General features: G+C 73.4%; 20 protein-coding genes. 4 read left to right on the forward strand and 16 right to left on the reverse strand.

Going from position 1 to position 22,498, the window contains the following annotated elements:
• Positions 1-25: 25 nt before the first annotated feature.
• From ACYVM4_RS03710 to ACYVM4_RS03735, 6 genes are all read right to left on the reverse strand, one after another.
• The gene (locus ACYVM4_RS03710) at positions 26-793 is read right to left on the reverse strand and encodes an ABC transporter ATP-binding protein (RefSeq protein ID WP_368820245.1); all 768 of its coding nucleotides are present in this window, start codon (positions 791-793) and stop codon (positions 26-28) included.
• Between the two features lie 2 nt (positions 794-795).
• Positions 796-1,656: an ABC transporter permease gene (locus ACYVM4_RS03715; protein WP_368820246.1), complete on the reverse strand. Its 861-nt coding sequence runs from the start codon at positions 1,654-1,656 to the stop codon at positions 796-798.
• A complete protein-coding gene (locus ACYVM4_RS03720) occupies positions 1,656-3,659 on the reverse strand; it encodes a glycosyltransferase (protein ID WP_460667711.1) in 2,004 nt (667 codons plus the stop codon). Before ACYVM4_RS03720 ends, ACYVM4_RS03715 begins: the two co-directional genes overlap by 1 nt.
• Positions 3,656-4,843, reverse strand: a complete 1,188-nt coding sequence (gene glf, locus ACYVM4_RS03725) for a UDP-galactopyranose mutase (protein WP_368831542.1) — start codon at positions 4,841-4,843, stop codon at positions 3,656-3,658. The genes ACYVM4_RS03720 and glf overlap by 4 nt, the downstream gene beginning before the upstream one ends.
• 104 nt (positions 4,844-4,947) lie before the next feature.
• Positions 4,948-6,126, reverse strand: a complete 1,179-nt coding sequence (locus ACYVM4_RS03730; protein WP_368820249.1) for a glycosyltransferase family 4 protein — start codon at positions 6,124-6,126, stop codon at positions 4,948-4,950.
• A 157-nt stretch (positions 6,127-6,283) separates the two neighbouring features.
• Complete coding sequence (locus ACYVM4_RS03735; protein ID WP_460667712.1) at positions 6,284-6,682, reverse strand: hypothetical protein; 399 nt, start codon at positions 6,680-6,682, stop codon at positions 6,284-6,286.
• 317 nt (positions 6,683-6,999) lie between these two features.
• On the opposite strand from ACYVM4_RS03735, the gene ACYVM4_RS03740 reads away from it, so the two are divergent.
• On the forward strand, positions 7,000-7,248 hold the full coding sequence (locus ACYVM4_RS03740; protein WP_017833636.1) for a WhiB family transcriptional regulator: 249 nt from the start codon (positions 7,000-7,002) through the stop codon (positions 7,246-7,248).
• 73 nt (positions 7,249-7,321) lie between these two features.
• On the opposite strand, the gene ACYVM4_RS03745 is transcribed toward ACYVM4_RS03740, so the two are convergent.
• From ACYVM4_RS03745 to ACYVM4_RS03755, 3 genes are read right to left on the reverse strand one after another with little or no spacing between them, the layout of a single operon-like run.
• Positions 7,322-8,875 carry a sensor histidine kinase gene (locus tag ACYVM4_RS03745; RefSeq protein ID WP_368820251.1) on the reverse strand — a complete coding sequence of 518 codons (1,554 nt, stop codon included), beginning with the start codon at positions 8,873-8,875 and terminating at the stop codon, positions 7,322-7,324.
• 49 nt (positions 8,876-8,924) lie between these two features.
• A complete protein-coding gene (locus ACYVM4_RS03750) occupies positions 8,925-10,304 on the reverse strand; it encodes an AAA family ATPase (RefSeq protein ID WP_460667749.1) in 1,380 nt (459 codons plus the stop codon).
• The gene (locus ACYVM4_RS03755; RefSeq protein WP_460667713.1) at positions 10,304-10,957 is read right to left on the reverse strand and encodes an SAF domain-containing protein; all 654 of its coding nucleotides are present in this window, start codon (positions 10,955-10,957) and stop codon (positions 10,304-10,306) included. Before ACYVM4_RS03755 ends, ACYVM4_RS03750 begins: the two co-directional genes overlap by 1 nt.
• Before the next feature lie 240 nt (positions 10,958-11,197).
• On the opposite strand from ACYVM4_RS03755, the gene ACYVM4_RS03760 reads away from it, so the two are divergent.
• Entirely contained in the window at positions 11,198-11,413 is a 216-nt protein-coding gene (locus ACYVM4_RS03760) for a helix-turn-helix domain-containing protein (RefSeq protein ID WP_017833632.1), read from the forward strand.
• A gap of 27 nt (positions 11,414-11,440) precedes the next feature.
• On the opposite strand, the gene ACYVM4_RS03765 is transcribed toward ACYVM4_RS03760, so the two are convergent.
• Complete coding sequence (locus tag ACYVM4_RS03765) at positions 11,441-12,004, reverse strand: hypothetical protein (protein ID WP_460667714.1); 564 nt, start codon at positions 12,002-12,004, stop codon at positions 11,441-11,443.
• Positions 12,005-12,213: 209 nt separating this feature from the next.
• On the opposite strand from ACYVM4_RS03765, the gene ACYVM4_RS03770 reads away from it, so the two are divergent.
• Complete coding sequence (locus tag ACYVM4_RS03770; protein WP_460667715.1) at positions 12,214-13,029, forward strand: LysM peptidoglycan-binding domain-containing protein; 816 nt, start codon at positions 12,214-12,216, stop codon at positions 13,027-13,029.
• 70 nt (positions 13,030-13,099) lie between these two features.
• On the forward strand, positions 13,100-13,621 hold the full coding sequence (locus ACYVM4_RS03775) for an Rv3235 family protein (RefSeq protein ID WP_460667716.1): 522 nt from the start codon (positions 13,100-13,102) through the stop codon (positions 13,619-13,621).
• Between the two features lie 85 nt (positions 13,622-13,706).
• Here ACYVM4_RS03775 and secA read toward each other — a convergent pair whose 3' ends face one another.
• The 6 genes from secA to mtrA all read right to left on the reverse strand — a co-directional run bounded on the left by secA (position 13,707) and on the right by mtrA (position 22,406).
• Entirely contained in the window at positions 13,707-16,421 is a 2,715-nt protein-coding gene (gene secA, locus ACYVM4_RS03780; RefSeq protein ID WP_368820253.1) for a preprotein translocase subunit SecA, read from the reverse strand.
• Positions 16,422-16,613: 192 nt separating this feature from the next.
• Positions 16,614-17,300 carry a ribosome hibernation-promoting factor, HPF/YfiA family gene (gene hpf, locus ACYVM4_RS03785; protein ID WP_368820254.1) on the reverse strand — a complete coding sequence of 229 codons (687 nt, stop codon included), beginning with the start codon at positions 17,298-17,300 and terminating at the stop codon, positions 16,614-16,616.
• An 89-nt stretch (positions 17,301-17,389) separates the two neighbouring features.
• Positions 17,390-18,196, reverse strand: a complete 807-nt coding sequence (locus ACYVM4_RS03790) for a ComF family protein (RefSeq protein WP_460667717.1) — start codon at positions 18,194-18,196, stop codon at positions 17,390-17,392.
• 81 nt (positions 18,197-18,277) lie between these two features.
• Positions 18,278-19,972 carry an LpqB family beta-propeller domain-containing protein gene (locus ACYVM4_RS03795; RefSeq protein ID WP_460667718.1) on the reverse strand — a complete coding sequence of 565 codons (1,695 nt, stop codon included), beginning with the start codon at positions 19,970-19,972 and terminating at the stop codon, positions 18,278-18,280.
• Positions 19,969-21,726: an MtrAB system histidine kinase MtrB gene (gene mtrB, locus ACYVM4_RS03800; RefSeq protein WP_368820257.1), complete on the reverse strand. Its 1,758-nt coding sequence runs from the start codon at positions 21,724-21,726 to the stop codon at positions 19,969-19,971. The genes ACYVM4_RS03795 and mtrB overlap by 4 nt, the downstream gene beginning before the upstream one ends.
• Positions 21,723-22,406 carry an MtrAB system response regulator MtrA gene (gene mtrA / locus ACYVM4_RS03805; protein ID WP_368820258.1) on the reverse strand — a complete coding sequence of 228 codons (684 nt, stop codon included), beginning with the start codon at positions 22,404-22,406 and terminating at the stop codon, positions 21,723-21,725. Before mtrA ends, mtrB begins: the two co-directional genes overlap by 4 nt.
• Between the last annotated feature and the right edge of the window lie 92 nt (positions 22,407-22,498).

A 22,498-nucleotide genomic window follows, 5' to 3' on the forward strand; every position in this document is an offset into this window, starting at 1 on the left:
CCGTCGTCGTCCGGGTGGGGGACCGTCAGCCGGCGTTCTCCGCGGCGCGGAACTGCTCGATCACCTCGTCGATGGGCCCGTCGCTGCGGACCCGGCCGTGCTCGATCCACACCCCGCGGTCGCAGACCTTGCGGACCACGTCGAAGTCGTGGCTGACGACCAGCAGCGTCTTGCCCTCCGCCGAGAGCTCCTTGACCCGGCCCAGGCTCTTGCGCTGGAAGGGCTCGTCGCCCACCGAGAGGATCTCGTCGATGATGAAGATGTCCGGGTCGGTGAACACCGCCACGGCGAACGCCAGGCGCAGGTACATGCCGGACGAGTAGAACTTCACCTCGGTGTCGATGAACTGCTCGATCTCGGAGAACGCCACGATCTGGTCGAACTTCCGGTCGATGTCCTCCTTGGACATCCCGAGGATCGCGCCGTTGAGGTACACGTTGTCGCGGCCCGTGAGGTCGGGGTGGAAGCCCGCGCCCACCTCGATCAGCCCGGCCACCCGCCCGTTGACCGTCAGCGAGCCCCCGTCGGGGCTCATCACGCCGGAGACCAGCTTGAGGAACGTGGACTTCCCGGAGCCGTTGAGCCCCACGAGCGCCACGCTCTCGCCCGGCCGGATGCTGAGGCTGAGGTCCTCGAGGGCCCGGAAGCGATTGGAGATGTCCTGGCGACGTCCCCGCGCGAGCCACATCACCGTCTCCTTGAGGGAGCGGGCGTGGCGGAGCGAGAACTCCTTGGCCAGGTGCTCGGCCACCACGGCGGGCTCGGCCGGCGGGGTGGTGCGGTCGGTGCTCATCGTCACAGCTCCTGCGCGAATCGGCCCTCGAGGCGACGGAACAGCAGGTCGCCCAGGAACATGATGACCGTGACCACGAGCAGCGCCACCGGCGTCCAGAGGGAGAACAGGTGGGGCGGCACCTCGTGGGCGCCGGGGGTGGTGGTCGGCAGCCAGAACGCCGCGTGCGAGAGCTCCACGGCCACGGTCAGGGGGTTGAGCATGAACCCGGCGAACCATACCGGGCCCAGCACGTCGCGGACCATCGTCCACGCATAGAGCACCGGGGCGGACCACGTGCTGACCATGACGATCAGGTCCACGAAGTTCTCGGCGTCGCGGAAGAACACGTTCGCCGCGCCGAAGAGCATGCCCAGCCCGGCCCCCAGCAGACCCACGATCAGCAGCGCCGCGGGCACGGCCAGCAGGGAGATCCACGTGGGCGACCAGCCCACGATCAGGGCGGCCAGGAGCATGACGACCAGCTGCGGCATGAGGTGCACCCCGGCCACCCACACGGACGCCACCGGGAACATCTGCCGGGGCAGGTAGATCTTCTTGATCAGGCTCGCGTTGGCCACGATCGAGCGCGCCGCGTTGCCGAAGGACTCCGAGAAGAAGTTGATCAGGATGATCCCGGAGAACAGGTACACGGCGTAGTTCTCCATGCCCCGCTCCAGGCCCAGGAAGATGCCGAGGGCCACGTAGAAGACCACGAACTGGATCCCCGGCTTGACGTAGGACCACAGCAGCCCGAGGACGGTGCCCCGGTAGCGGATCTGCAGCTCCTTGTCGACGAGCAGCTTCAGCAGGTAGCGCTGGCGGAACACCGCCGGCAGCCCCGTCCCGGGGGACGGTCTCCGGACGACCGTGGCAGCCGGCATCAGGCGCCGATCTCCGAGTGCTCGCGGAAGGTCGCCTCCCAGGCCTCCATGGAGGTCACCTCCGGCAGCGCGGCGCGGTAGCGGCGCGACAGCTCCGGCCAGCGCAGGGCCAGCTGGGCGTGCAGCCGCAGGGACTCCGCCATCAGGGCGCGCGCCTCCCGGGGCGAGCGCTTGTACCAGGTGTAGCCGGTGCCGTCCGAGGCGGAGACCAGGGCGCTGTCGTAGCGGGCGAGCCGCCACCACCGGGCGTCCTGGTAGGGCAGGTGCACCTGCGGGTGCTGCTCGGCCTGCTCCTGCGGGCGCACGGCGAGGTGGCGCACCACGGCGGTGGTCGCGGAGGTGAGCACCTTCAGCCCGTGCGGGGCGGAGAGCCGGCGCGTCCGGACGGGCTTGGCCGACGCGACCGTGGGGTACGCGTCCAGGTCCGGCTGGTACACGGCGTCGGAGTGCTGGGTCATCATCCGGCGCACGTCCCGGATCCGCTGGGGCAGCAGCTCGTGCAGGGTCTCCGGGCCGGCCAGGACGTCCCGGAGTGCCAGGACCCGGGCCTCCTCCGCGAAGTACTGCATGGACAACAGGTGCCGCAGGTCCTTGATCCCGTTGCGCCCGAGCACCTCGCCGCCGCGGTCGAACGGGGAGTGCAGCAGGGCTGCCACGAGCTGGTTGCGCTTGTGGAAGTACGCCTGCCAGCTGATGGTGTCGTCCTTGTCGGCCCAGGCCAGGTGCCACACGGCCACGCCGGGCAGGGACACGGTGCGGTAGCCGGCCGCCTTGGCGCGGATGCCGTACTCGACGTCGTCCCACTTGATGAACACGGGCAGCGCCAGGCCGATCTCGCGGATCACCCGGGTGGGGATCAGGCACATCCACCACGCGTTGTAGTCCACCTCGATGCGGCGGTGCATCCACGCCGTGCTGCGCAGGTTGCTGCGCCGGAAGTCGTGGCCGATCTCCACGCCCTCGCCGGCGGGGCCGTACTGGAAGCTGTACGGGTCCATGGCCTCGCCGAAGTTGTGGATCTTCGTCGGGTTGAGCAGGTCGATCATGTGCCCGCCGACCAGCGTGGGCCGCTTGCAGAAGTCGGCGAAGACGCTGATCCGGCGCACGGCCTCCGGCTCGATCTCGACGTCGTCGTCCATGAGCAGCACGTAGGTGCTGTCGGCGCGGACGGCCTCGTACATGCCGCGGGCGAAGCCGCCGGCCCCGCCGAGGTTGCCCTGGTCGATGACGCGCAGGCGGTCGCCGAAGCGCGCCTGGACGTCCGCGAAACCCGGCTCGTCGACGACCTTCTGGTTGCCCTGGTCCACGATCACGACCTGCGCGACCTGCGGCAGCTGGTCGCGCTGCTCGTCCAGGAGGCGGGCGTTGGTGAGGCAGTAGGAGGGCTTGTTCATGGTCGTGATCTGGAGGGTGACGGACCCCTCCGTGGTGCCCGTGCCGTCGCCCAGCCACTGGGCGCCCAGCACCTCGAGCTCCTGGTCCCCCGCGGTGGCGTCGAACCAGTACCACCCGCCGTCGGCGAAGGCCGTCAGCGGTAGCAGGACCTCGGTCAGCCGGTCGGCGCCGGAGACCTCGTGCACCGAGACGGGCACGGACTCGCTGCGCGCGTTGGAGCTGTGCACGTTCACCGAGCCGCGGCCGGTGGTGCGCACCCGCAGCACGACCTCGCGCAGATGGGTGTTGTGCCGCCAGTAGCTGGCCGGGAACGCGTTGAAGTACGTGGCGAAGGACACGGTGCTCCGGGCCGGCACGCGCACGGACGTGCGGCCGAGGATCGCCGCGCCGCCGGCGGCGCCGGCGTCGGAGGCCACGTTGACCACGATCTGGGGCCGCTGCTCCTTCGTGTCCTCCTGCTGGGCGGCGGTGCCCGTGTCCGCCCGGGAGTCCAGGTAGAGGGGCTGGGTCGGGAAACGGTCCTTGGCCGGGAAGACGAGCTCCTGCAGCACTCGGTGGGCGGTGCCCTCGGTGCCGGTCCGTTCGGTGTCCTGGGTCGTCGCGGTCACGCGTCCACTCCCCCGCTCTCGATGGTGGCCCCGCCGGTGAAGTGGGGCGTGAGCTTGTTGTCGACCATGGACAGCGCGGCCCCGATGGCCATGTGCATGTCCAGGTACTTGTAGGTGCCGAGGCGTCCGCCGAACAGGACGTTGTCCTCGCCGCGGGCGAGGTCGCGGTACTTCAGCAGCTTCTCGCGGTCCACCGAGGTGTTGACCGGGTAGTACGGCTCGTCGCCCTTCTCCGCGAAGCGGGAGAACTCCCGCATGATCACCGTGGCGTCCGTGGTGTAGTCGCGCTGCGGGTAGAAGTGGCGGAACTCCAGGATCCGGGTGAAGGGGACGTCGGGGTCCGGGTAGTTGATCACCGGGGCGCCCTGGAAGTCCTCGATGGGCAGGACCTCCTGCTCCAGGTCGATGGTCCGCCACGAGAGGTCGCCCTCGGCGTAGTCGAAGTACCGGTCCACGGGGCCCGTGTAGACCACCGGGACCTGCCCGGCGACGGCGGAGCGGGAGTAGTCGTGGCCCTCGTCGAAGAAGTCGGTGTCCAGCCGGACGTCGATCTTGGGGTGGTCCGCCATGCGCTCGAGCCACGCCGTGTAGCCGTCCACCGGGAGTCCCTCGTACTTGTCGTTGAAGTACCGGTTGTCGTAGGTGTAGCGGACAGGGAGCCGGTTGATGATCGAGGCGGGCAGGTCCTTGGGGTCCGTCTGCCACTGCTTGCCCGTGTAGTGCTTGATGAACGCCTCGTAGAGCGGCCGGCCGATGAGCTGGATGCCCTTGTCGTTGAGGTTCTGGGGGTCCGTCCCCGCGAGCTCGCCGGCCTGCTCCTGGATCAGCGCCCGGGCCTCGGCCGGGGAGTATGCCGCGCGGAAGAACTGGTTGATGGTGCCGAGGTTGATCGGCATGGGGAAGACCTCGTCGTGGTGGCGCGTGTAGACGCGGTGCACGTAGTCCGTGAAGTCGGTGAACCGGTTCACGTAGTCCCAGACCCGCTCGTTGGAGGTGTGGAACAGGTGGGCGCCGTAGCGGTGCACCTCGATCCCGGTCTGGGGCTCGTTCTCCGTGTAGGCGTTGCCCCCGATGTGGGGCCGCCGGTCGATGATGGCCACGTCGAGGCCCAGCTCGTTGGCGGCCCTCTCGGCCACGGTCAGGCCGAACAGGCCGGACCCTACGACGACGAGATCTGCGTTCACGGGCTAACTCCTGGGGTTGGTGTCGTGGTGGGCCCGGCCGGCGTCCGGCCGGTGAGGGGGCGGCACGGGCGCACCGGGCGTGCGCTGCGTACCAAAGTACCTGATCAGTCGGGGAAGCCCTGGAGCAGCCAGTCGGCGGCGAGGCGACCGGAGGCCGCCAGAGAGGCGTTCTCGGCCGCCCACGCGGCCCGTCGGCGGCGCTCCCGGTCGTTGTCCTCGGCCAGCGCCGGGTCGAGCCGGCGGTCGAGGGCGGCGATCATGGCCTCGGCCACCGCGTCGGCGTCGTGGTCGACGGCCGCGCCCAGACCGTTGGCCTCCACGAGCTCGGCGGCGACCCCCGCCCCCGCGTAGACGACCGGCGTCCCGCACGCCGCGGCGGCGTAGATCTTGGTGGGCTTGGTGAAGTCGTAGCCGATGCCCGGGAGCACCGCCCCCAGGGCGGCGACGGCGCCCCGGGTCCACTCGGCGGTCTCGGCGGCGGGGCGCAGCCCCTCGAAGTGCACGCTCCCGGGGGCGAGCCGCTCGGCGATCTCCTGGACCCGGTCGATGTCGGAGCCGCGGCCGAAGAAGCGCAGCCGGGCGTCGGGGTGGGCCGCGAGGACGCGGGGCATGGCGCGGACGAAGACGTCGGCGCCCTGCCACTCGGACATCGACCCGGCGTAGACGAAGTAGGGGGCGCCGGGCTCGGCCACGGGTCCGTCGGGGCGGAAGACGTCGGTGTCGATGCCGTTCTCCGCCACGAGCACCTTCTCCCACGCCACGCCGGTGACGGACTGCAGCTCGCGGCCCATGGCCTCGGACACGGTGAGCACGCCCGCGGCCCGCCGGGCCGCGAGGGTCTCCATGAGGCGCATGGCCCGCTTCACCGGCGCGGACACCTGCATCTTCTCGGCGGCGGTGGTCCAGATGTCCGGGGCGTACCAGACGTAGGGCCGCCCCCGGAGGACCGAGGAGACGAGCACGGCCATCCCCGTGGTGGGGGGCGGTTCGCTGACCACGAGGTCGGCCCGGGTGGCCAGCAGCCGGAAGAGGACGGGGACGTCGAAGCTGAGGTACTGGACGATCCCGCGCACGTAGTCGAACCGGTCCCGCAGGACGGGCCACCGGCGCACCGGATAGGGCTCGGGCTCGATCACGGACCCGGCGGGCGGGCGCGTGGTGAGGACCGTGACCTGCGCCCCCGCCTCGGTCAGGCCACGGGCCAGGGCCCGCAGCCGGAACGACGCGGCGGCCGGCTCGGGGGCGAAGATGCGGCTGACGATGACGATGCGGCGGGGAGTCACGGGACCACCTGTTCGGAGCTGCTCGGCGGGAGGGAGGGGAGAGGACGGGGGCCGGGCACGACGTCGGCGGGCACGGGCGGTTCAACTGTACTGGTCCGGGCCGGCGGTCCGGGGCGGGCGCGCCCCGGGGCCGCGGCGGAGCCGGACGGGCGGTCCGCTACCGGACGGTGCGGCTCGTCCACGCGAGCACGCCCGGCCGGAAGAGCAGGACGAGCACGACGACGGCCGGCACGGCCGTCGCGAGCCCGGGCGCCCACTGCACCGACCGGAGCAGGGGGTAGGCGAGCACCAGGAGGAAGAGCTGGACCACGAGGGCGGCCGCGCGGGGCCACCGGAAGCCGCGCCAGAGTCCCTGGCCCACGCGCAGCAGCCACAGGGCGCCCCCGGCAGAGACCGCCGCGAGGAAGACGGTTCCGCCGACGGTCAGGGGCTCCTCGAACAGGAGGGACCAGACCAGCCGCAGCGCGGCCCCCGCGAGGACCAGGGCCTCGAGCAGCACCACGCCGGTCAGGACCACGACCTCGCGCGGCCGGGCGTCCCGGGACGGGGTGGGCATGGGCGTTCTCCTTCCGGCCGGGCTGCGGGCGCGGGCCCTGGCGCTCCCCGCCACCCTAGTCCGCCGGCCGCCGGTGCGGGCGCCCGCGCGGACCACGGAGCCGCCCGCCCGGGCATCCTGTGAGCAACGCCTCACCGACCCGGGTGTGACGCGCCCCCCAAAGCCCTTGTCCACACCCCCTGGGCGTGGGAAGGTGGACGTCAGTTCTTCACAAGGCCCGTGCGAATGGGCCTTTTCTCTTGTCCCGGACGCGGCCGCCGCAGGATCCTTCTGCCCTGCGCTCCGGGACCCGCCCTTGAAAGGAGCGATCGCTGACCATGGATTGGCGTAGCCGCGCAGCATGCCTGGAGAAGGATCCCGAGCTGTTCTTCCCCGTGGGCAACACCGGACCTGCTCTCCTCCAGATCGAGGAGGCCAAGGCCGTGTGCCGAAGCTGCCCGGTGATGGACACCTGCCTCCAGTGGGCCCTCGAGTCCGGCCAGGACGCGGGCGTCTGGGGCGGGATGAGCGAGGACGAGCGCCGCGCCCTCAAGCGCCGCGCCGCCCGCGCCCGCCGCGCCTCCTGAGCGCTGCGCTCGCACCGAGGACCGGGAACCCCGCGGGGTCCCGGTCCTCGCCGCTCCCCGGCCCGGCCCGGGCCTAGTCGTCGAGCCGGGCGCACACCGTCACCTCGGTGCCCCCGCCCTGCCGCGGCTCCCAGCGGATCCGGCCCCCGAGCTCGCCCGCCACGAGAGTGCGCACGATCTGCATCCCGAGCCCCTCGCCGCCGGCCGCCCGGCGGAAGGCCCCGACCCCGGACTCCTCGATGACGACGTCGCCCATCCCGGCGCCGTCGTCGCTCACCACGACCTCGAGCAGCTGACCGGGGCCGGCCTCGTCCTGCACGCGGGACGCCTCCAGCGTGACCGTGCCGGTCCGCCCGGCGAGGCCGTGCTCGACCGCGTTCGTGACGAGCTCGTTGATCACGAGCGCCAGGGGGGTGGCCAGGCGGGTGGGCAGCTCGCCGAACTCGCCGATCATCCGGGTGTGCACCGTCTGCCCGGGGGAGGCCACCTCCGCCGCGAGCCGGAACTGCCGGGCGATGAGCTCGTCGAAGTCCACGTTCTGCGTGAACCCCTGGGAGAGCGTTTCGTGCACCATCGCGATGGTCGCGACCCGGCGCATGGCCTGCTCGAGGCCGTGGCGCGCCTCGTCCGTCGTCATCCGCCGGGCCTGCAGGCGCAGCAGTGCGGAGACGGTCTGCAGGTTGTTCTTGACGCGGTGGTGGATCTCCCGCACGGTCGCGTCCTTCGAGACGAGCTCCAGGTCCCGGCGGCGCAGCTCGGTGACGTCCCGGCAGAGCAGCACCGCCCCGAGCCGGCCGGACCGGTCCCGCAGCGGGACGGAGCGGAAGTTGACGCTCACGCGCGCGCCTTCCACCTCGGTGCGCCACGCCGTCCGCCCGCTGAGCACGGGGGCGAGGGTCTCGTCGGCGTCCGCTCCGGGCCCCAGCACGGGGGGCACGAGGTCCATGAGCCGCTCCCCGAGCAGCTCGCCGTCGATCCCCAGCCGGCGCAGCGCCGACTCCGCGTTGGGCGAGACGTAGGTCACGCGGTCCTCGGCGTCGAGCCGGATCGCCCCGTCCCCGACGCGCGGCGCGCCGCGGCGCGATCCCGTCGGGGCGGAGAAGTCCGGCCACAGGCCCTCGTTGGCCATCCGCAGCAGCGCGTCGGCCGTCTCGCGGTAGACGATCTCCTGCCGGGAAACCACCTGCCCCGGAGACCGTCCGGTGTGCAGGGTCAGCAGGGCGAGCGTCCGCCCCTTGCGCACGAGCGGCACCACCTTGACGGGCCCGGAGGAGCCCGCCTCCTCCCCGGCCGCGCGCACCCGCTCGATCCGCCGGCCCACCCAGGCGGCCCGCAGGAACCCGCTCAGCTCCTCGGGCAGCAGCTCGCCCACCATGTCCTTGTGGAAGACCGTGGGACCCGTCGCGGGCCGCACGTGGGCGAGCACCCGGAACGGGCTGCCGGGGGCCGGCATGCCACGGCCGTTGCCGCTGCCCGCGGCCGGGATGTAGTCGGCGGGGAAGCTGAGGATCAGATCGCCGAAGGCGAGGTCGGAGATGAGCTGCCAGTCCCCCACGAGCAGGTGGAGCCACTCGTAGTCCCCGGGCCCGAAGTCATGGGTGTCCCTGAGCAGTTCCGTGAACGCCACATCGCCTCCGGTGGTCGCAGGTGGGGGGACCCGGACGGTGCCCCCGCGATCAGCGCCGCAGCCAGGCCCCGATCCTGCCGCCCAGCCTAGTACCGTGCACGAGCGGGTCCCCGCCCTCCCCGGCCTCCCCGGGGTCGGCGAGCACCCGGCCGGCCAGCGCCCGGAGCGCGGCCCGCACCGGGGTCCCCGCCGCGGTCTCCGCGAGGACGGCCCCCGCCAGCAGCGCCTCGTCGCAGGTCGCCGGGTCCCACGGCACGAACAGCTCGACCGCCGGGCCGGAGCCGAACCGCGCCCACGCCTCCCGGATCCCCAGCTCCGGGGAGCGTCCCGCCGCCGAGCGGCGCAGCTTGTTGACGGCGACGACGAGCCGGGCGCCGGGCGCGGCCGCGGCGACGTCCGGCAGGCCCTTGACCAGTCTCGGCACGCCGATGGTGTCCGCGGCGCCCACGGCCACCACCACGTCGGCGCGCTCCAGGACCGTGAGGGCCGCCGCGTGCCGGCGGGGAGCCATGGTGTCGACGGTGAGCTCCTCGTCGGCCTCCAGCGCGAAGCCGCAGTCCACCACCGTGGTGCCGAACTCCTGCACCGCGCGCTCGAGCACCGCCGCCACGGCGCTCGAGCGCAGCTCCGGCCAGCGGTCCTGGCGGGTCAGTCCCGTGAGCACCCGGACGGTGCGCCCGGCGACGGCCACGTCGGCCGCCGTCCGCCGCAGGGCCGCGCCGTCGAGCCGCCCCTGGTCGGCGAGCCGGCACGCCTGGGCCAGACCCGCCGCCTCGTCCAGCATCCCGAGGGCGGCGGCCACCGAGGGGCCGTAGGTGTCCGCGTCGACGAGGACCGTGTCCTGCCCGAGGAGCGCGAGCTCGGCGGCGAGGTTGACGGCCACCGTGGTCCGGCCCGGCGCCCCCGTGGGTCCCCACACCGCCACGATCCGCCCCGTGCCCCGGGGGCCCGGCGGCTCCGCGCCGCCGGGGTCCTCCCCGTCGCGCGGGTCCGCGCCGGCCGCTGAGGACGTCGCGTCCCCGGTGGCCGTCGGGTCCGCACGTCCCGCCGCGACGACGTCGGCGTACCCCACGGCGCTCGCGGCGCCCGTCGCGGCGGCGACGGCCTCCTCGACGAGGCGCGCGGCGTCCTCGGGGGTCGCGCGCTCCGGGACGACCACGGCGCCCAGGCCGGCGAGGCGGCGGTGGTCGTGGCCCTCGAGCACCAGCAGCGCCGCGCCGCCGAGCCGGATCTGCTCCAGCAGGCTCGCCGTGAGGTCCTCGGCGCCCTCCGCGACGAGGGCGGCCCGGCCCAGGCCGGAACGTGCCGCGGCCAGCAGCTCCGTGAGGTCGAGGCAGCGGCGGACCACCGTGACCGGCCCGTGCAGCCGTTCGATCCCGTCGACGAGGGGCCATGTCGAGACCCCGAGGGCCATGACCGGGAGGACCATCACCGGCCGCCCGCGGGATTCCACACGAGCGTGACGCGGGCGTCGTTGCCGAGCGCGTCCACGAGCTCCTCCATCGGGTCCTCCTCGACCAGCACGTGCACCACGGTGCCGCGGCCCGCGCCGAGGGCGGTCTGCTCCGCCTGCACCCCGGCGATCTCGGCGGCGGGAAGCAGCAGGCGGGCCGGCTCGTGGCCGCGGCCGGAGGGCTTCTGCGCGGCGACCCAGACGTCCACGCGCGTTCCCGCCCCGGCGTCCTGGGGCAGCGGGTGGTCCACCGGGACGGCGACCGGTTTGCGGTCCAGCCGGTCCGCGGTGCCCAGAGCGGTCCCCGGCAGCAGCTGGCCCGCCGGGATCCGCTGCGTCGCGACCGTGCCCGGTCCGGGCGCGGCGTCCGCCGGGACGTACAGGTCCGCCGCGTCCTGCAGCCGGACGTCGACGGCCACCACGTCCTCCCCGGTCACGTCCTGCCCGACCTCGATGTCGCGGGCGGCCGCCAGGTAGGGATCCGTCCGGTTCGTGACGGTGACCACGGCGGTCACCCCGGCGACGGAGAGCAGCACGAGCAGCAGCCCGGTGAGCAGCCTCGGGTCCCGCCATGTCGGTCTCCGGAACCGGGCCGTCGGAGCGTCCGTGCCCCTGACCGTGCCGCTCATCGGCGACCGCCTCTCTCGATGCTCGGCACGGCCGTGCGGACCGTGCTCGTCGCGCACATTCTGCCCGCGGGCACGGTCCCCGGGAACCGGTCGGTGCACAACTGGGGACAGGACGCGCGCCCCGGACCGCGCCCCCGAGCCCGCGGGACGGTCGCCTCGGCCGCATGTGGACGAGGAGCCGCTCCGCCCGTTCGGTGGCAGACTGGAACGGGAGAGCAACCACGAGCAAGGAGGCGGAGGATGGCGCAGCAGCGCTTCCTGACCTTGGCGGACGTCGCCGAGATCCTCAACATCTCGGCCACGCAGGCGAGGGCTCTCGTGCGCAGCGGGGAGCTGCCCGCCATCCAGGTGGGCGGACGGGGCCAGTGGCGCGTCGAGACCGCCAAGCTGGAGGAGTACATCGCCCGCGGGTACGAGCGGACGGCGGAAGCGGTGCGCTCGGGGGCACTCGACTGAGCCACCGGGACGGCGCCGCCGGCCGGCTCACCCCGCCGTGAGCGAGGAGACGCAGACCAGCGCGGGGAACGGCACGGCGCGCAGAGCGGTCACGCTGCTGCGTCTGCGGTAGTCGTCGTCCGGGTGCAGCGCCAGGTCGAAGAAGTCCGCGCCCACCCGGTCCACCGTCCCGTCGAGCTCGCCCAGCGGTCCTCCTCCGGTGAGGCGGATCCGCACCCCGGCCCTGGCCCGGGCCAGGGCGCGCAGCGCGTGTCCCAGGCCCAGCCGCAGCGCCACCGGGTCGTCACCGGGCGCCCACCCCCGGCCGAGGGACTCCCACCACAGGACGGCGCCCAGCGGCACCAGGTGCTCGGTCCCCCGGTCCTCGAGGGCGACCCAGCCGGCGCCCACCGTGCGCACCCGGCCCTCGACCGGCACGGACCCCGTCAGCAGGGCCCGGACGGGTTCGCCCTGCCGGAGGCGCAACCGGTCGGCCAGGCGCACCCGCGAGTACTCCGCGCGGGCCTGCTCCGCGGCCTCCTCCTCCACACCCTGCTGGTGCGCGGAGGCCAGCTGCGCCTCCAGGTCCGCGAACAGTTGCTCCCAGCGCACTGCGGGGCCTCCTCGTCCGGCTCCCGGGCCGTCCGGTCGCGCAGGGCCTCAACGTAGGCGTCCGCCCCGCACCGGTCAAGGAACGTCATGTCCACCGCGGTCCGCCGATCCCTTTACACCGGCGGCCGACAAGTGCTAATCCTGACCTGGAACGTCAAATTGAATCAAACGCTATCAAACGGTATCAAAGACCATTCTCGGGAGACGGCATGAACGGCACGACGGGATCCGCGCGCACCACCGTCACACCACCGTGGTCGGTGCTCCTGGTGCCCGCCCTGGGCGCGGCCACCGGGGCCTGCGGCACCGTCCTGGCGGGCGCGAGCGGCGGCCGCCTCACCGGGGGCTCGGGCACCGGAGCGCTGATCGGGTTGGCCGCGGCGGTGATCGGCTGCGCCGTGGTGGTGGTCTGGACCCTCGCCGCCGCCCTGGCGGTGCTCGCGGTGCTGGCCGGTCACCACCGCTGGGAGCGCCTGGCAGGGATCTGCGGGCGGTGCTCTCCCGTCCTGCTGCGCCGCGCGGCGACCGCGGCACTGGGCCTGCAGCTCCTCGCGGCCCCGGGGGCGGCCGCCGACGACCACCCCTCCCCGTTCTGGGACGCCGGTGCGTCCGCACAGGAGGCGACGCCTCCCGCTCCGCAGGAGACGCCCCCCGCTTCGCACGCGCCGGCCCCCACCCCGGAGGCACCGGGATCGGTGCGCCAACCCGGTTCCGGCGCCGGGTCCGATCCCGACCGGGACAGGGACCGGGAGCCCGCCCCCGTGGCCCCGACCGCGCCGACCCCCTGCCCCCCACGGACGGGGGCGTCGGCGGCGGAGCGCACGGTGGACGGCGCCGTCACGGTGGTGCACGGGGACACCCTGTGGTCCCTGGCCGCCGCCCATCTGGGGCCCGCGGCCTCCGACGTGGAGGTCGCCCGCGCGTGGCCCCGCTGGTACGCGCTGAACCGGCACGTTCTCGCGGACGGCCCGCACCGGCTCCTGCCGGGCCAGCGGCTCCTGGTGCCCGGCGCCGGAGACCCCTGATGTGCCCGCGTCCCGGCTCCGCAGCACCCGCCCACCGACCCACCGCAGCACCGTTCCCAGGAGGCCCGTCATGAACGCACCCGCCGCCGGTTCCGACCCGGTTGCCCGTCCGCTCGCGCCCGAGCGCGGACGCCCGACGGCCGGTCCGCCGGCACGCCGCACGCGCCCGGCGCCGCCCACGGCCCCTGGCGGCTACACGTGGGGTGCCACGCGCGTGCTGGGCCACGACGCCGAGGACGAGCTGGGCCGGGTCACGGCGCTCGCCCGGTCCATCGGACAGGCTGCCGTGGAGGTGCTCGGCGGGAGCCGGCCGGCCGCGCAGCTGAGCCGCTGGACCACCCCGGAGATCGTGGAGCGCTTCCAGCAGCGCGTCGACATGCTCCGGCTGCTGCAGGAGCAGTTCGAGGGCAAGGCCGCGCTCCAGGAGCTGCACCGCAACCCCCACGTGCGCAGGTGCCGGGTCTGCCGGGTCGACCGCGGGATCTACGAGGTGGCCCTGGTGGTGGTCGAGCCGCGGCGCAGCCGGGCCGTGGCCATGCGCGCGGAGCGCCTGGGCCGGGGCTGGAGCGTCACGCAGCTCGAGGTCGGCTGAGCGCACCGCGTCACGGCGCGCTCAACCCCCGGAGGACCCAGCCGTCGGAGCACTCAGCCCTCGGAGCACTCAGCCCTCGGAGCACTCAGCCGTCGGAGGACTCGGCGCTGCCGGCCCGGGCGCGGGCCCGGCGTCCCGCCCGGTTGGGCGAGGCCTCGCCGGCGTCCGTCTCGTCCTCCCCTCGGCCCGCCGCGGTGGGCTCCGTGCGGGTCTGCGTGCCGCCGGTCTCGGCGGGCGCGGTGTACTGCAGGAAACTGGGCTGACGGGGGATCTGCAGCTCGACGGGCCCGCCGTCGGGGCCGACGCGCTGGCGGCGGATCTCCATCCGGTACAGGGTCGAGACCGTCTCCTCGCGGATCGCGCCCATCATCTCCTGGAACATCGCGTAGCCCTCGCGCTGATACTCCACGAGCGGGTCGCGCTGGGCCATGGCGCGCAGGCCGATGCCCTCCTTGAGGTAGTCCATCTCGTAGAGGTGCTCGGGCCACTTGCGCCCGATGACCGACAGCAGCACGCGCCGCTCCAGGTTGCGCATGGCCTCCGCGCCGACCTCCTCCTCCCGCTGGTCGTAGACGAGGCGGGCGTCGGAGAGGATCTGCTCGCGCAGGAACTCCGCCGTGAGCCGCGTGCGGCCCCCGGCCTCCTCCACGACCTCGTCGACCGACAGGGTCACGGGGTAGATGGTGCGCAGGGACTCCCACAGGCCGTCCAGGTCCCAGTCCTCGGGGTGGCCGACCGCCGTGCGGTCCTGCACGGTGGAGGTGACGACCTCGTCGACGAACTGGGCGATCTGCCCCTGGAGGTCGTCGCCCTCGAGGACCCGGCGGCGGTCGCGGTAGACCGCTTCGCGCTGGCGGTTGAGGACGTCGTCGTACTTCAGGACGTTCTTGCGCTGCTCGGCATTGCGCCCCTCGACCTGGCTCTGCGCCGAGGCGATGGCGCGGGAGACGATCTTGTGCTCGAGAGCGGTGTCGTCCGGCGCCCCCGCCATGAGCCGCTGGGCGGCGCCGGCGTTGAACAGCCGCATGAGGTCGTCCGCGAGGGAGAGGTAGAAGCGGGACTCGCCCGGATCCCCCTGGCGCCCGGAGCGTCCGCGCAGCTGGTTGTCGATGCGCCGCGACTCGTGGCGCTCGGTGCCCAGGACGTAGAGACCGCCGACGGCGACCACCTCCTGGTGCTCGGCGCGGGTCTCCTCCTCGCAGGCGGCCATCACGTCCGGCCACACGCGCTCGTAGTCCTCCGCGTCCCGCTGCGGGTCCAGGCCCTTCTCCCGCATCCGGTCCACGGCGTTGAACTCTGCGTTGCCCCCGAGCATGATGTCGGTTCCGCGGCCGGCCATGTTGGTGGCCACGGTCACCGCGCCCTTGCGGCCGGCCTGCGCGACGATCGCGGCCTCCCGGGCGTGGTTCTTCGCGTTGAGCACCTCGTGGCGGACGCCGCGCTGGGCGAGCAGCTTCGAGAGGTACTCGCTCTTCTCGACCGACACGGTTCCCACGAGGACCGGCTGGCCCAGCGCGTGCCGCTCCTCGATGTCCTTGACCACCGCGGCGAACTTCGCGACCTCGTTCTTGTAGACGAGGTCGGGGCGGTCGATGCGGGCGAGGGGACGGTGCGTCTCGATGGACACGACGCCCAGCCCGTAGGTGTTCATGAACTCCGCGGCCTCGGTCTCGGCGGTTCCGGTCATGCCCGAGAGCTTCTCGTAGAGGCGGAAGTAGTTCTGCAGGGTGACCGTGGCGAGGGTCTGGTTCTCCGCCTTGATCTCCACGCCCTCCTTCGCCTCGATGGCCTGGTGCATGCCCTCGTTGTAGCGGCGGCCCGCGAGGATGCGCCCGGTGTGCTCGTCGACGATCATGACCTCGCCCTTCAGCACCACGTAGTCCTTGTTGGCGCGGAAGAGCTCCTTGGCCTTGATGGCGTTGTTCAGGAAGCCGATGAGCGGCGTGTTCTGGGCCTCGTAGAGATTGTCGATGCCGAGCCAGTCCTCGACCTTCTCGATCCCGGACTCGAGCACGCCCACGGTGCGCTTCTTCTCGTCCACCTCGTAGTCCGTGCCCGCGTCGAGCCGCTGGACGAGGCGGCCGAACTCGGTGTACCACCGGTTGGCCTCGCCGGAGGCGGGTCCGGAGATGATGAGCGGGGTGCGGGCCTCGTCGATCAGGATGGAGTCCACCTCGTCGACGATCGCGAAGTTGTGGCCCCGCTGCACGAGCTCGTCGGGGCTCCACGCCATGTTGTCGCGGAGGTAGTCGAAGCCGAACTCGTTGTTCGTGCCGTACGTGATGTCGGCGACGTACTGCTGCCGGCGGGTCGCCGGGTCCTGGTTGGCCAGCACCACGCCGGTCTCCATGCCCAGGAACCGGTAGACGCGCCCCATGAGGTTGGCCTGGTACTCGGCCAGGTAGTCGTTCACGGTGACGACGTGGACGCCGTTGCCGGAGAGGGCGTTGAGATAGGCGGGGGCCGTGGCGACGAGGGTCTTGCCCTCGCCGGTCTTCATCTCGGCGATGTTCCCGAGGTGCAGGGCGGCGCCACCCATGAGCTGGACGTCGTAGTGGCGCTGGCCGAGGGTGCGGGACGCGGCCTCCCGGACCACGGCGAAGGCCTCGGGCAGCAGCCGGTCCAGGGACTCGCCGTCGGCGACCCGGGCCCGGAACGCGTCCGTCTCGGCGCGCAGCTCCGCGTCGCTGAGCTCCCGGAAGCCGTCCTCGAGGCTGTTGATGGCGGTCGTGTAGGACCGCAGCCTCGTCAGGACCTTCTTGTCTCCGGTCCTGAGGACTTTCTCCAGGAATGACGCCACGTGCACACGCTCCTCGTGTTCGACTGCCGTGCTGGGACTGATGGGGGGGGGTATCCGGCACCGTCTCCAGTCTACGGGAGCCGGTGCCGGTCTCCGGGCGCGGACGAGCCCGGTGGCCGCAACCACCGGGCTCTTCCGGGGCGGGACCCGGCCGGCACCCAGCCGGACGGGCCTGCCGTCACGGGGGTGCGGTCAGCGGGCGGGCTCGGGCTGGTAGGCCCGGACGCTCTCCTCGGACTCCTCGCCGTCCTCGCTGAGGCTGATCACGCCGTAGCTCCAGCCCTTGCGGCGGTAGACCGCGGAGGGCTCGCCGGTGTCCTTGTCGACGAAGAGGTAGAAGTCGTGGCCGACGAGCTCCATGTGGTCGACGGCTTCGTCGACGCTCAGTTCGGAGGCCGGGAACCGCTTGCGCCGGATCTCGACGGGGGTGACCGCGTCGGTGAGGCTGACGCTCTGGTCGAACGCCTCCTGCTCGGCGGTCGCGAGCTCGGCGGCGGTGGTGTAGATGGGTCCGGAACTCGGGACCACGGGCAGGGCGCCGGTGGCCTCGTGAACGGCCGTGGGACGGTGGGCGCCGCGGTGCACCTTGCGGCGGTCGCGCGCCCGGCGCAGGCGTTCGAGCAGCTTGCTGTAGGCCTCGTCGAAGGCGGCGAACTTGTCGTCGCCGCGGGCCTCGGCCCGCAGGACGGGGCCGCGGCCGGAGACCGTGATCTCCACGCCCATGCCCTGGTGCCCGGGCAGCGCGTGGTCCTTGGTGACCTTGACATCAATGCGCTGGACCTTCTCGCCCAGCTCCTCGAACTTGACGACCTTCTCGGCGGCGTACTCCTTGAACCGCTCCGGTACGGCGACGTTGCGCCCCATGACGTTCAGTTCCATGATGCCCTCCAAATCTCGGGGGTGACGTGGGCGGATGGCGCCGCCCACCCGGGAGGATTGTTGCGTCCCGTGACTCAACGTTAGTTGAATCACACGGGATGTACACCCGGCCCCGGCCGCGCCGGACCTGAATCAGCGGTGAGCGGAACCGCCGGAGGGCGCACGGCTGCGAGCACCACCGCACCGACCACCTCGGCCCCACCGGCCCGCAGCGCGCGGGCCGCCTCCCCGAGGGTCGCGCCCGTGGTCAGCACGTCGTCGACGACGACGCAGCGGGCGCCGGGGGCCGCGGCGCACCGCATGGACCCGGCAGGACGGGCCCGCCGGCCCGCGGTGCCCAGTCGCTTCTGCGCCGGCCCGGTCGGGAGGGCCCCGGTCCTGCGGTGCCGCAGCCCGCGGCCCACGACCGCCTCGGCGGGGAGCACACCGCGGCGCGCGCAGTCCTCGAGCAGCAGCCGCACCGGGTCGAACCAGCGGCGCCGCAGGGCCGCGGGGCTCGTGGGCACCGGGACGAGCAGAACGGGCCCGGGCGGCCAGCCGGGTGCGGCCGCGTGCAGGGCCGTGGCCAGGCAGGCGGCGAGCACGGGGACCAGGTCCGTGCGCCCGGTGCTCTTGAGCGCGAGCAGGCACGTGGCGAGTCCGTGGGCATAGCGCCCGGCCGCGACGACCGCCAGCGGCGGGTCGAGCAGCGGCGCGGCCGAGGACGCCTCGAAGGGACGGGCGCAGGACCGGCGCAGCACCAGCCGGCAGGCACGGCACAGGGAGACCCCTGGGGCACGGCACACGGCGCACTCCACGGGCAGGAGCACCTCGGCGGCCTCGGCCAGCCGGTCGAGGACCCGGACGGCCGCCCGGTCGAGGGCGCGGGTGGTGGACGAGGTCGAGGTCGAGGTCATGTTCCCATCCTGGCCCGTGCCCGCAGACGTGGTCGGGGCACGGCTCCGGTCCGGACTGCCGGGCCTGTGGACGGCGGGTCGTCAGCCGGCGAACGCCGTGTCCAGCACGTCCTCGCTCTGCGGCGCCCAGGCGTTTCCGGTGAGCATGTGCAGGGTGCCGCCGGCCACGGCGTAGACGGCGGACGTGCCGTTGCCGCCGCTGAGCCCGGTGAGACCCACGACGCCGGGCAGTTCGCGGAAGCGCCCGGACACGTCGTAGACGCGGGGCCGGACGGAGCCGGTCCCGCCGAGCGGTGCCGCGACGAACTCCCGGTCGCTGAGCCACAGCGCCGCGTCCGCGTCGACGTCCGCGGCCACCCGGAACGGCTCGTTGAGCCGGCGCGGCGTGCCGTCGGGCTCGCGCACCACGCCGGTCAGCCAGATCTGGGAGACCCCGTCGTCCTCGGTGACGACGAGCGCGCGCGTGCCCCCGCGCGAGATCCGCAGGGAGGTCACGGTCCGAGCCGCGAGCCAGGAGGCCTCGACGCGGACCGGGTCCCCGGCGCTCGAGCCGGTGCGCACGGCCCGGACGGTCCCGGCGGAGTCCCCGGTCCACACCCACCCGTGCTCGTCGAAGCTCGGCCGGGTCAGGCCGGTCCCGCTGAGTCGCTCCACGGGCTCCTCCTCCCGGGCCACGGTCACCAGCGAGCCCGTGCCCGTGTCCACGAACGCGAAGTGCTCGGCGGCGGCGTCCATCGCGGGGCTGGACGGGTGGTGGCCGTCCAGCGGCGGGATCCCGTCCACGTTCTCGGTCTGACCACCCTGGTAGAACACCAGCGCCCCGTCGCGCAGCCCCACCTGGCGGGACGGGACGGTGACGTCCTGCACGGGCGCGGAGTCCGTCCACCCCGCGCCCAGCTCCACCGGTGCCCCCTCGACGAGCAGCTCCACGTCGTTCACCGCGGTGAGGGACCGGAGGCTCAACGAGAGCTGGTCGTGCATCCGGCGGTTGATCTCGATGTTCGCCGGGTCGAACTCGGGCACGCTGAGCTCCACCGTGGCGGTGCCGTCCCGCACGGGCACCGCCGAGCGCGCGAGCGTGGTCCCCGGGGGGAACGCCGAGGTCACCGCTCCTCGGAGGTAGGGCGCGGGGCCGCCGAGCAGGGCCCGCACGATCGACGTCGACACCGGCACCCGGTCCGGGAACCACCGGGGGTCGACCACCACGTTGGACAGGTCCTCGTCCGCGAAGTAGAGGTGGTGGGGCTCGAAGATGTCCTCGAAGTCGTCCGGGGTGAGCGCCGTCGCGTCGGGGGCGTCGGCGATCCGCCACTGGCCGTCCACCTGGACCACGTCGAAGTCGAGCACCTCGGTGGCGCCCGCCGGCTTGCGCTCGATCACGCCGTTGCCGTCGACCACGCTGTCCACCTCGAGGTTCACCCGGTACTCGTTCTCCTCGAGCCGGGGCACGGGCACGGCGTCCCCGCGGTGCACGAGGGTGCGCGCGTCGGGGTGCCAGGTGCCCGCGAGCTCCGGGGTGAGGTACTCGCGGGCCACGGAGTAGTCGTCGGCCACGCCGGTCCCGGCCGCGAGGAAGCCCCGCACGATCTGCTCCGGCGTCGCCCCCTCGCGGGGGCCGGCCGGCTCGACGTCGTAGGAGGGCTGGACGGCGGACCGGGTGGGCTCGGCGTGCCGGTGCACGGGTCCCGTCCGGGGAATGGCGCCGCAGCCGCCGAGCGCCACGGCCGCGGCCAGGGCCAGCGCGGCCGTGCGCGTTGGCCGCCGGGTCCCGCTCATGACCGGTCCTCCTCGACGCCGGACGACTGCGCCGCGGAGGCGGAGGGCGCCTGCCCCGCGGCGGCAGGGGGCGCCAGGGCCAGGGTCCCCGTCCTCGTGACCACCGCCGTCTCCGGGTACGCGTCGGCGTCGGGCGGGAGGCCGAGCGGGCTCTCGTCGTCGGGCCCGAGCCGCCGTGCGCGGGTCCGGGGCAGGGTGAGCCGGAAGCACGCGCCCTCCCCCGGGGCGCCCCAGACGTCGAGCCGGCCGCCGTGCAGCCGGGTGTCCTCGGTGGCGATCGCGAGGCCCAGCCCCGTCCCCCCGGTCGTGCGGGCCCGGGCGGGGTCCGCACGCCAGAAGCGGTTGAACGCCTTGGCGGCCTCCTCCTCGGTCATCCCGATGCCGTGGTCGCGCACGGCCACCGCCGCGGCCACCTCGGAGGCCCCGACGACGACGTCGATGGGCCGGCCCTCCCCGTGCTCGAGGGCGTTGACCACGAGGTTGCGCAGGATCCGCTCGATCCGTCGCTGGTCCCCCTGGACGGTGCAGCGGGACAGCTCCGAGCGCACCCGCACCGTGGAGCCGGAGGAGACGGCGAGCGGGGCGGCGGCCTCCACGACGTCGTGCACGACCGAGAACAGCTCCACGCTGGCCACCTCGAGCCGGGCCGCGCCCGCGTCGAAGCGGGAGATCTCCAGCAGGTCGGCCAGCAGGGAGTCGAAGCGGTCCACCTGGTGGTAGAGCAGCTCGGCGGAGCGCCGGTTGACGGGGTCGAAGTCCTCGCGGGCGTTGAAGAGGACCTCGGCCGCCATCCGCACCGTGGTCAGCGGGGTGCGCAGCTCGTGGGAGACGTCCGAGACGAAGGTCTGCTGCATCGAGGAGAGCTGCTCGAGCTGGGTGATCTGCTCCTGCAGGCTGTCCGCCATGCGGTTGAAGGACCGGGCGAGACGGGCGACCTCGTGGGAGCCGCTGACGGGCATCCGCACGCCCAGGTCGCCGTCCGCGAGCTGCTCGGCCACGCGGGCGGTGCTGGACACGGGACGGACGACCTCGCGGGTGACGTACCAGACGATCGCGCCCACGAGCAGGAGCAGGACGACCACCGACAGGAGCAGCACCGCGTGCATCGCGTCGAGGGTGCGCTGCGGCTCGGAGAAGTCGTAGACGAGGTAGAGGCCGTAGCGGCTGTTCTGGTAGAGGTCCACCACGGTGCCGACGACGATGACGGGGGCCTCCTCCCCGTTCTCCGTCACCCTGACCGAGGCGGGCTGCCAGAACACGCCGTCCTGCTCCGCGAGCCGCTCCTGCAGCTCCGGCGGCACCGTGCTCGAGGTCATCCAGGGGTTCTGGCTCTGCGCCGGGATGAGGGTCTGCCCGCTCGTGAAGTCCATCGGGAGCAGGATCCAGCGCTCCGTCTCCGCACCGTCGACCGAGAGCGAACCGAGGGTCGAGGCCACGAGCGCCTGCAGCTCGTCGCGGTCGGAGGCGTCCGAGGCGTCGAAGCTGGCCTGCACCTGCTCGAAGTCCGCGGTGGCCGAGGCGAGGACCTGGTCCAGCCGTTCGTTGAACAGCCGGTCCGCGATCTGGTGCGAGAGGAAGCTGCCCGTGACGAAGAACGCCAGCGCGGTCAGGGACAGGGACACGGCGATGGCCCGGAACTGCAGGGACTGCCGCCACCGGCGGGCCAGCAGGAGCCGCCCCAGCCGCAGCCGCCGGGACGCGGCACCGGCCGGCCCACGGCGCCGGGGGGAGACGGCGGCGTCCGGCGGGGTCATCGGGCGGACGTGCCCGCCTTGTAGCCGACGCCGCGCACGGTGACCACGATCTCGGGGCTCTCCGGGTCACGCTCGATCTTGGAGCGCAGCCGCTGCACGTGGACGTTGACGAGCCGCGTGTCGGCGGCGTGCTGGTAGCCCCAGACGTCGCGGAGCAGCATCTCCCGCGAGAACACCTGGTGCGGTGCGCGCGCCAGGGCGGTGAGCAGGTCGAACTCGAGGGGCGTGAGGCCGATCTCGTGGTCCCCGCGGTGCACGCTGTGCCCGCTCACGTCGATGGTCAGGTCGCCGATCCGCAGCTCCTGCGAGTTGGCGCGCTCGACGGGGCGCAACCGGGCCCTGACCCGGGCCACGAGCTCGGCGGGCTTGAACGGCTTGGGCACGTAGTCGTCGGCCCCGGCCTCCAGGCCGCGGACCACGTCGACGGTGTCCGACTTGGCGGTGAGCATGACGACCGGGACGTCGGAGATCGTGCGGATCTCGCGGCACACCTGGATGCCGTCCTTGCCCGGGAGCATGAGGTCGAGCAGCAGCAGGTCCGGGCGCACGGCCCGGAAGGTGTCCACGGCGGTGGCACCGTCGTAGCAGAAGACGGGCTCGAAGCCCTCTGCGGTCAGGACGATCCCGATCATCTCCGACAGGGCGGCGTCGTCGTCGACGACCAGTATTCGCGCGTTCATCGCCTCTCCGGTGGTGTGGGGCGGACCCGCCGGGGCGGGGGCCGCCGTGACCCGGGGCGTCCGGGGCGTCGTGGCCCGGGGTGTCCTGGGCG

The organism is Kocuria himachalensis (assembly GCF_054784195.1).

What these genes read in the sequence shown, in the direction of transcription:
- ACYVM4_RS03750 (WP_460667749.1), bottom strand. Translation starts at nt 10,304, where the DNA reads ATGGTCCTCCCGGTCATGGCCCTCGGGGTCTCGACATGGCCCCTCGTC.
- ACYVM4_RS03735 (WP_460667712.1), bottom strand. Translation starts at nt 6,682, where the DNA reads ATGCCCACCCCGTCCCGGGACGCCCGGCCGCGCGAGGTCGTGGTCCTG.
- ACYVM4_RS03770 (WP_460667715.1), top strand. Translation starts at nt 12,214, where the DNA reads ATGAACGGCACGACGGGATCCGCGCGCACCACCGTCACACCACCGTGG.
- ACYVM4_RS03740 (WP_017833636.1), top strand. Translation starts at nt 7,000, where the DNA reads ATGGATTGGCGTAGCCGCGCAGCATGCCTGGAGAAGGATCCCGAGCTG.
- ACYVM4_RS03790 (WP_460667717.1), bottom strand. Translation starts at nt 18,196, where the DNA reads ATGACCTCGACCTCGACCTCGTCCACCACCCGCGCCCTCGACCGGGCG.
- ACYVM4_RS03710 (WP_368820245.1), bottom strand. Translation starts at nt 793, where the DNA reads ATGAGCACCGACCGCACCACCCCGCCGGCCGAGCCCGCCGTGGTGGCC.
- ACYVM4_RS03715 (WP_368820246.1), bottom strand. Translation starts at nt 1,656, where the DNA reads ATGCCGGCTGCCACGGTCGTCCGGAGACCGTCCCCCGGGACGGGGCTG.
- ACYVM4_RS03760 (WP_017833632.1), top strand. Translation starts at nt 11,198, where the DNA reads ATGGCGCAGCAGCGCTTCCTGACCTTGGCGGACGTCGCCGAGATCCTC.
- mtrA (WP_368820258.1), bottom strand. Translation starts at nt 22,406, where the DNA reads ATGAACGCGCGAATACTGGTCGTCGACGACGACGCCGCCCTGTCGGAG.
- mtrB (WP_368820257.1), bottom strand. Translation starts at nt 21,726, where the DNA reads ATGACCCCGCCGGACGCCGCCGTCTCCCCCCGGCGCCGTGGGCCGGCC.
- ACYVM4_RS03775 (WP_460667716.1), top strand. Translation starts at nt 13,100, where the DNA reads ATGAACGCACCCGCCGCCGGTTCCGACCCGGTTGCCCGTCCGCTCGCG.
- ACYVM4_RS03755 (WP_460667713.1), bottom strand. Translation starts at nt 10,957, where the DNA reads ATGAGCGGCACGGTCAGGGGCACGGACGCTCCGACGGCCCGGTTCCGG.
- hpf (WP_368820254.1), bottom strand. Translation starts at nt 17,300, where the DNA reads ATGGAACTGAACGTCATGGGGCGCAACGTCGCCGTACCGGAGCGGTTC.
- ACYVM4_RS03795 (WP_460667718.1), bottom strand. Translation starts at nt 19,972, where the DNA reads ATGAGCGGGACCCGGCGGCCAACGCGCACGGCCGCGCTGGCCCTGGCC.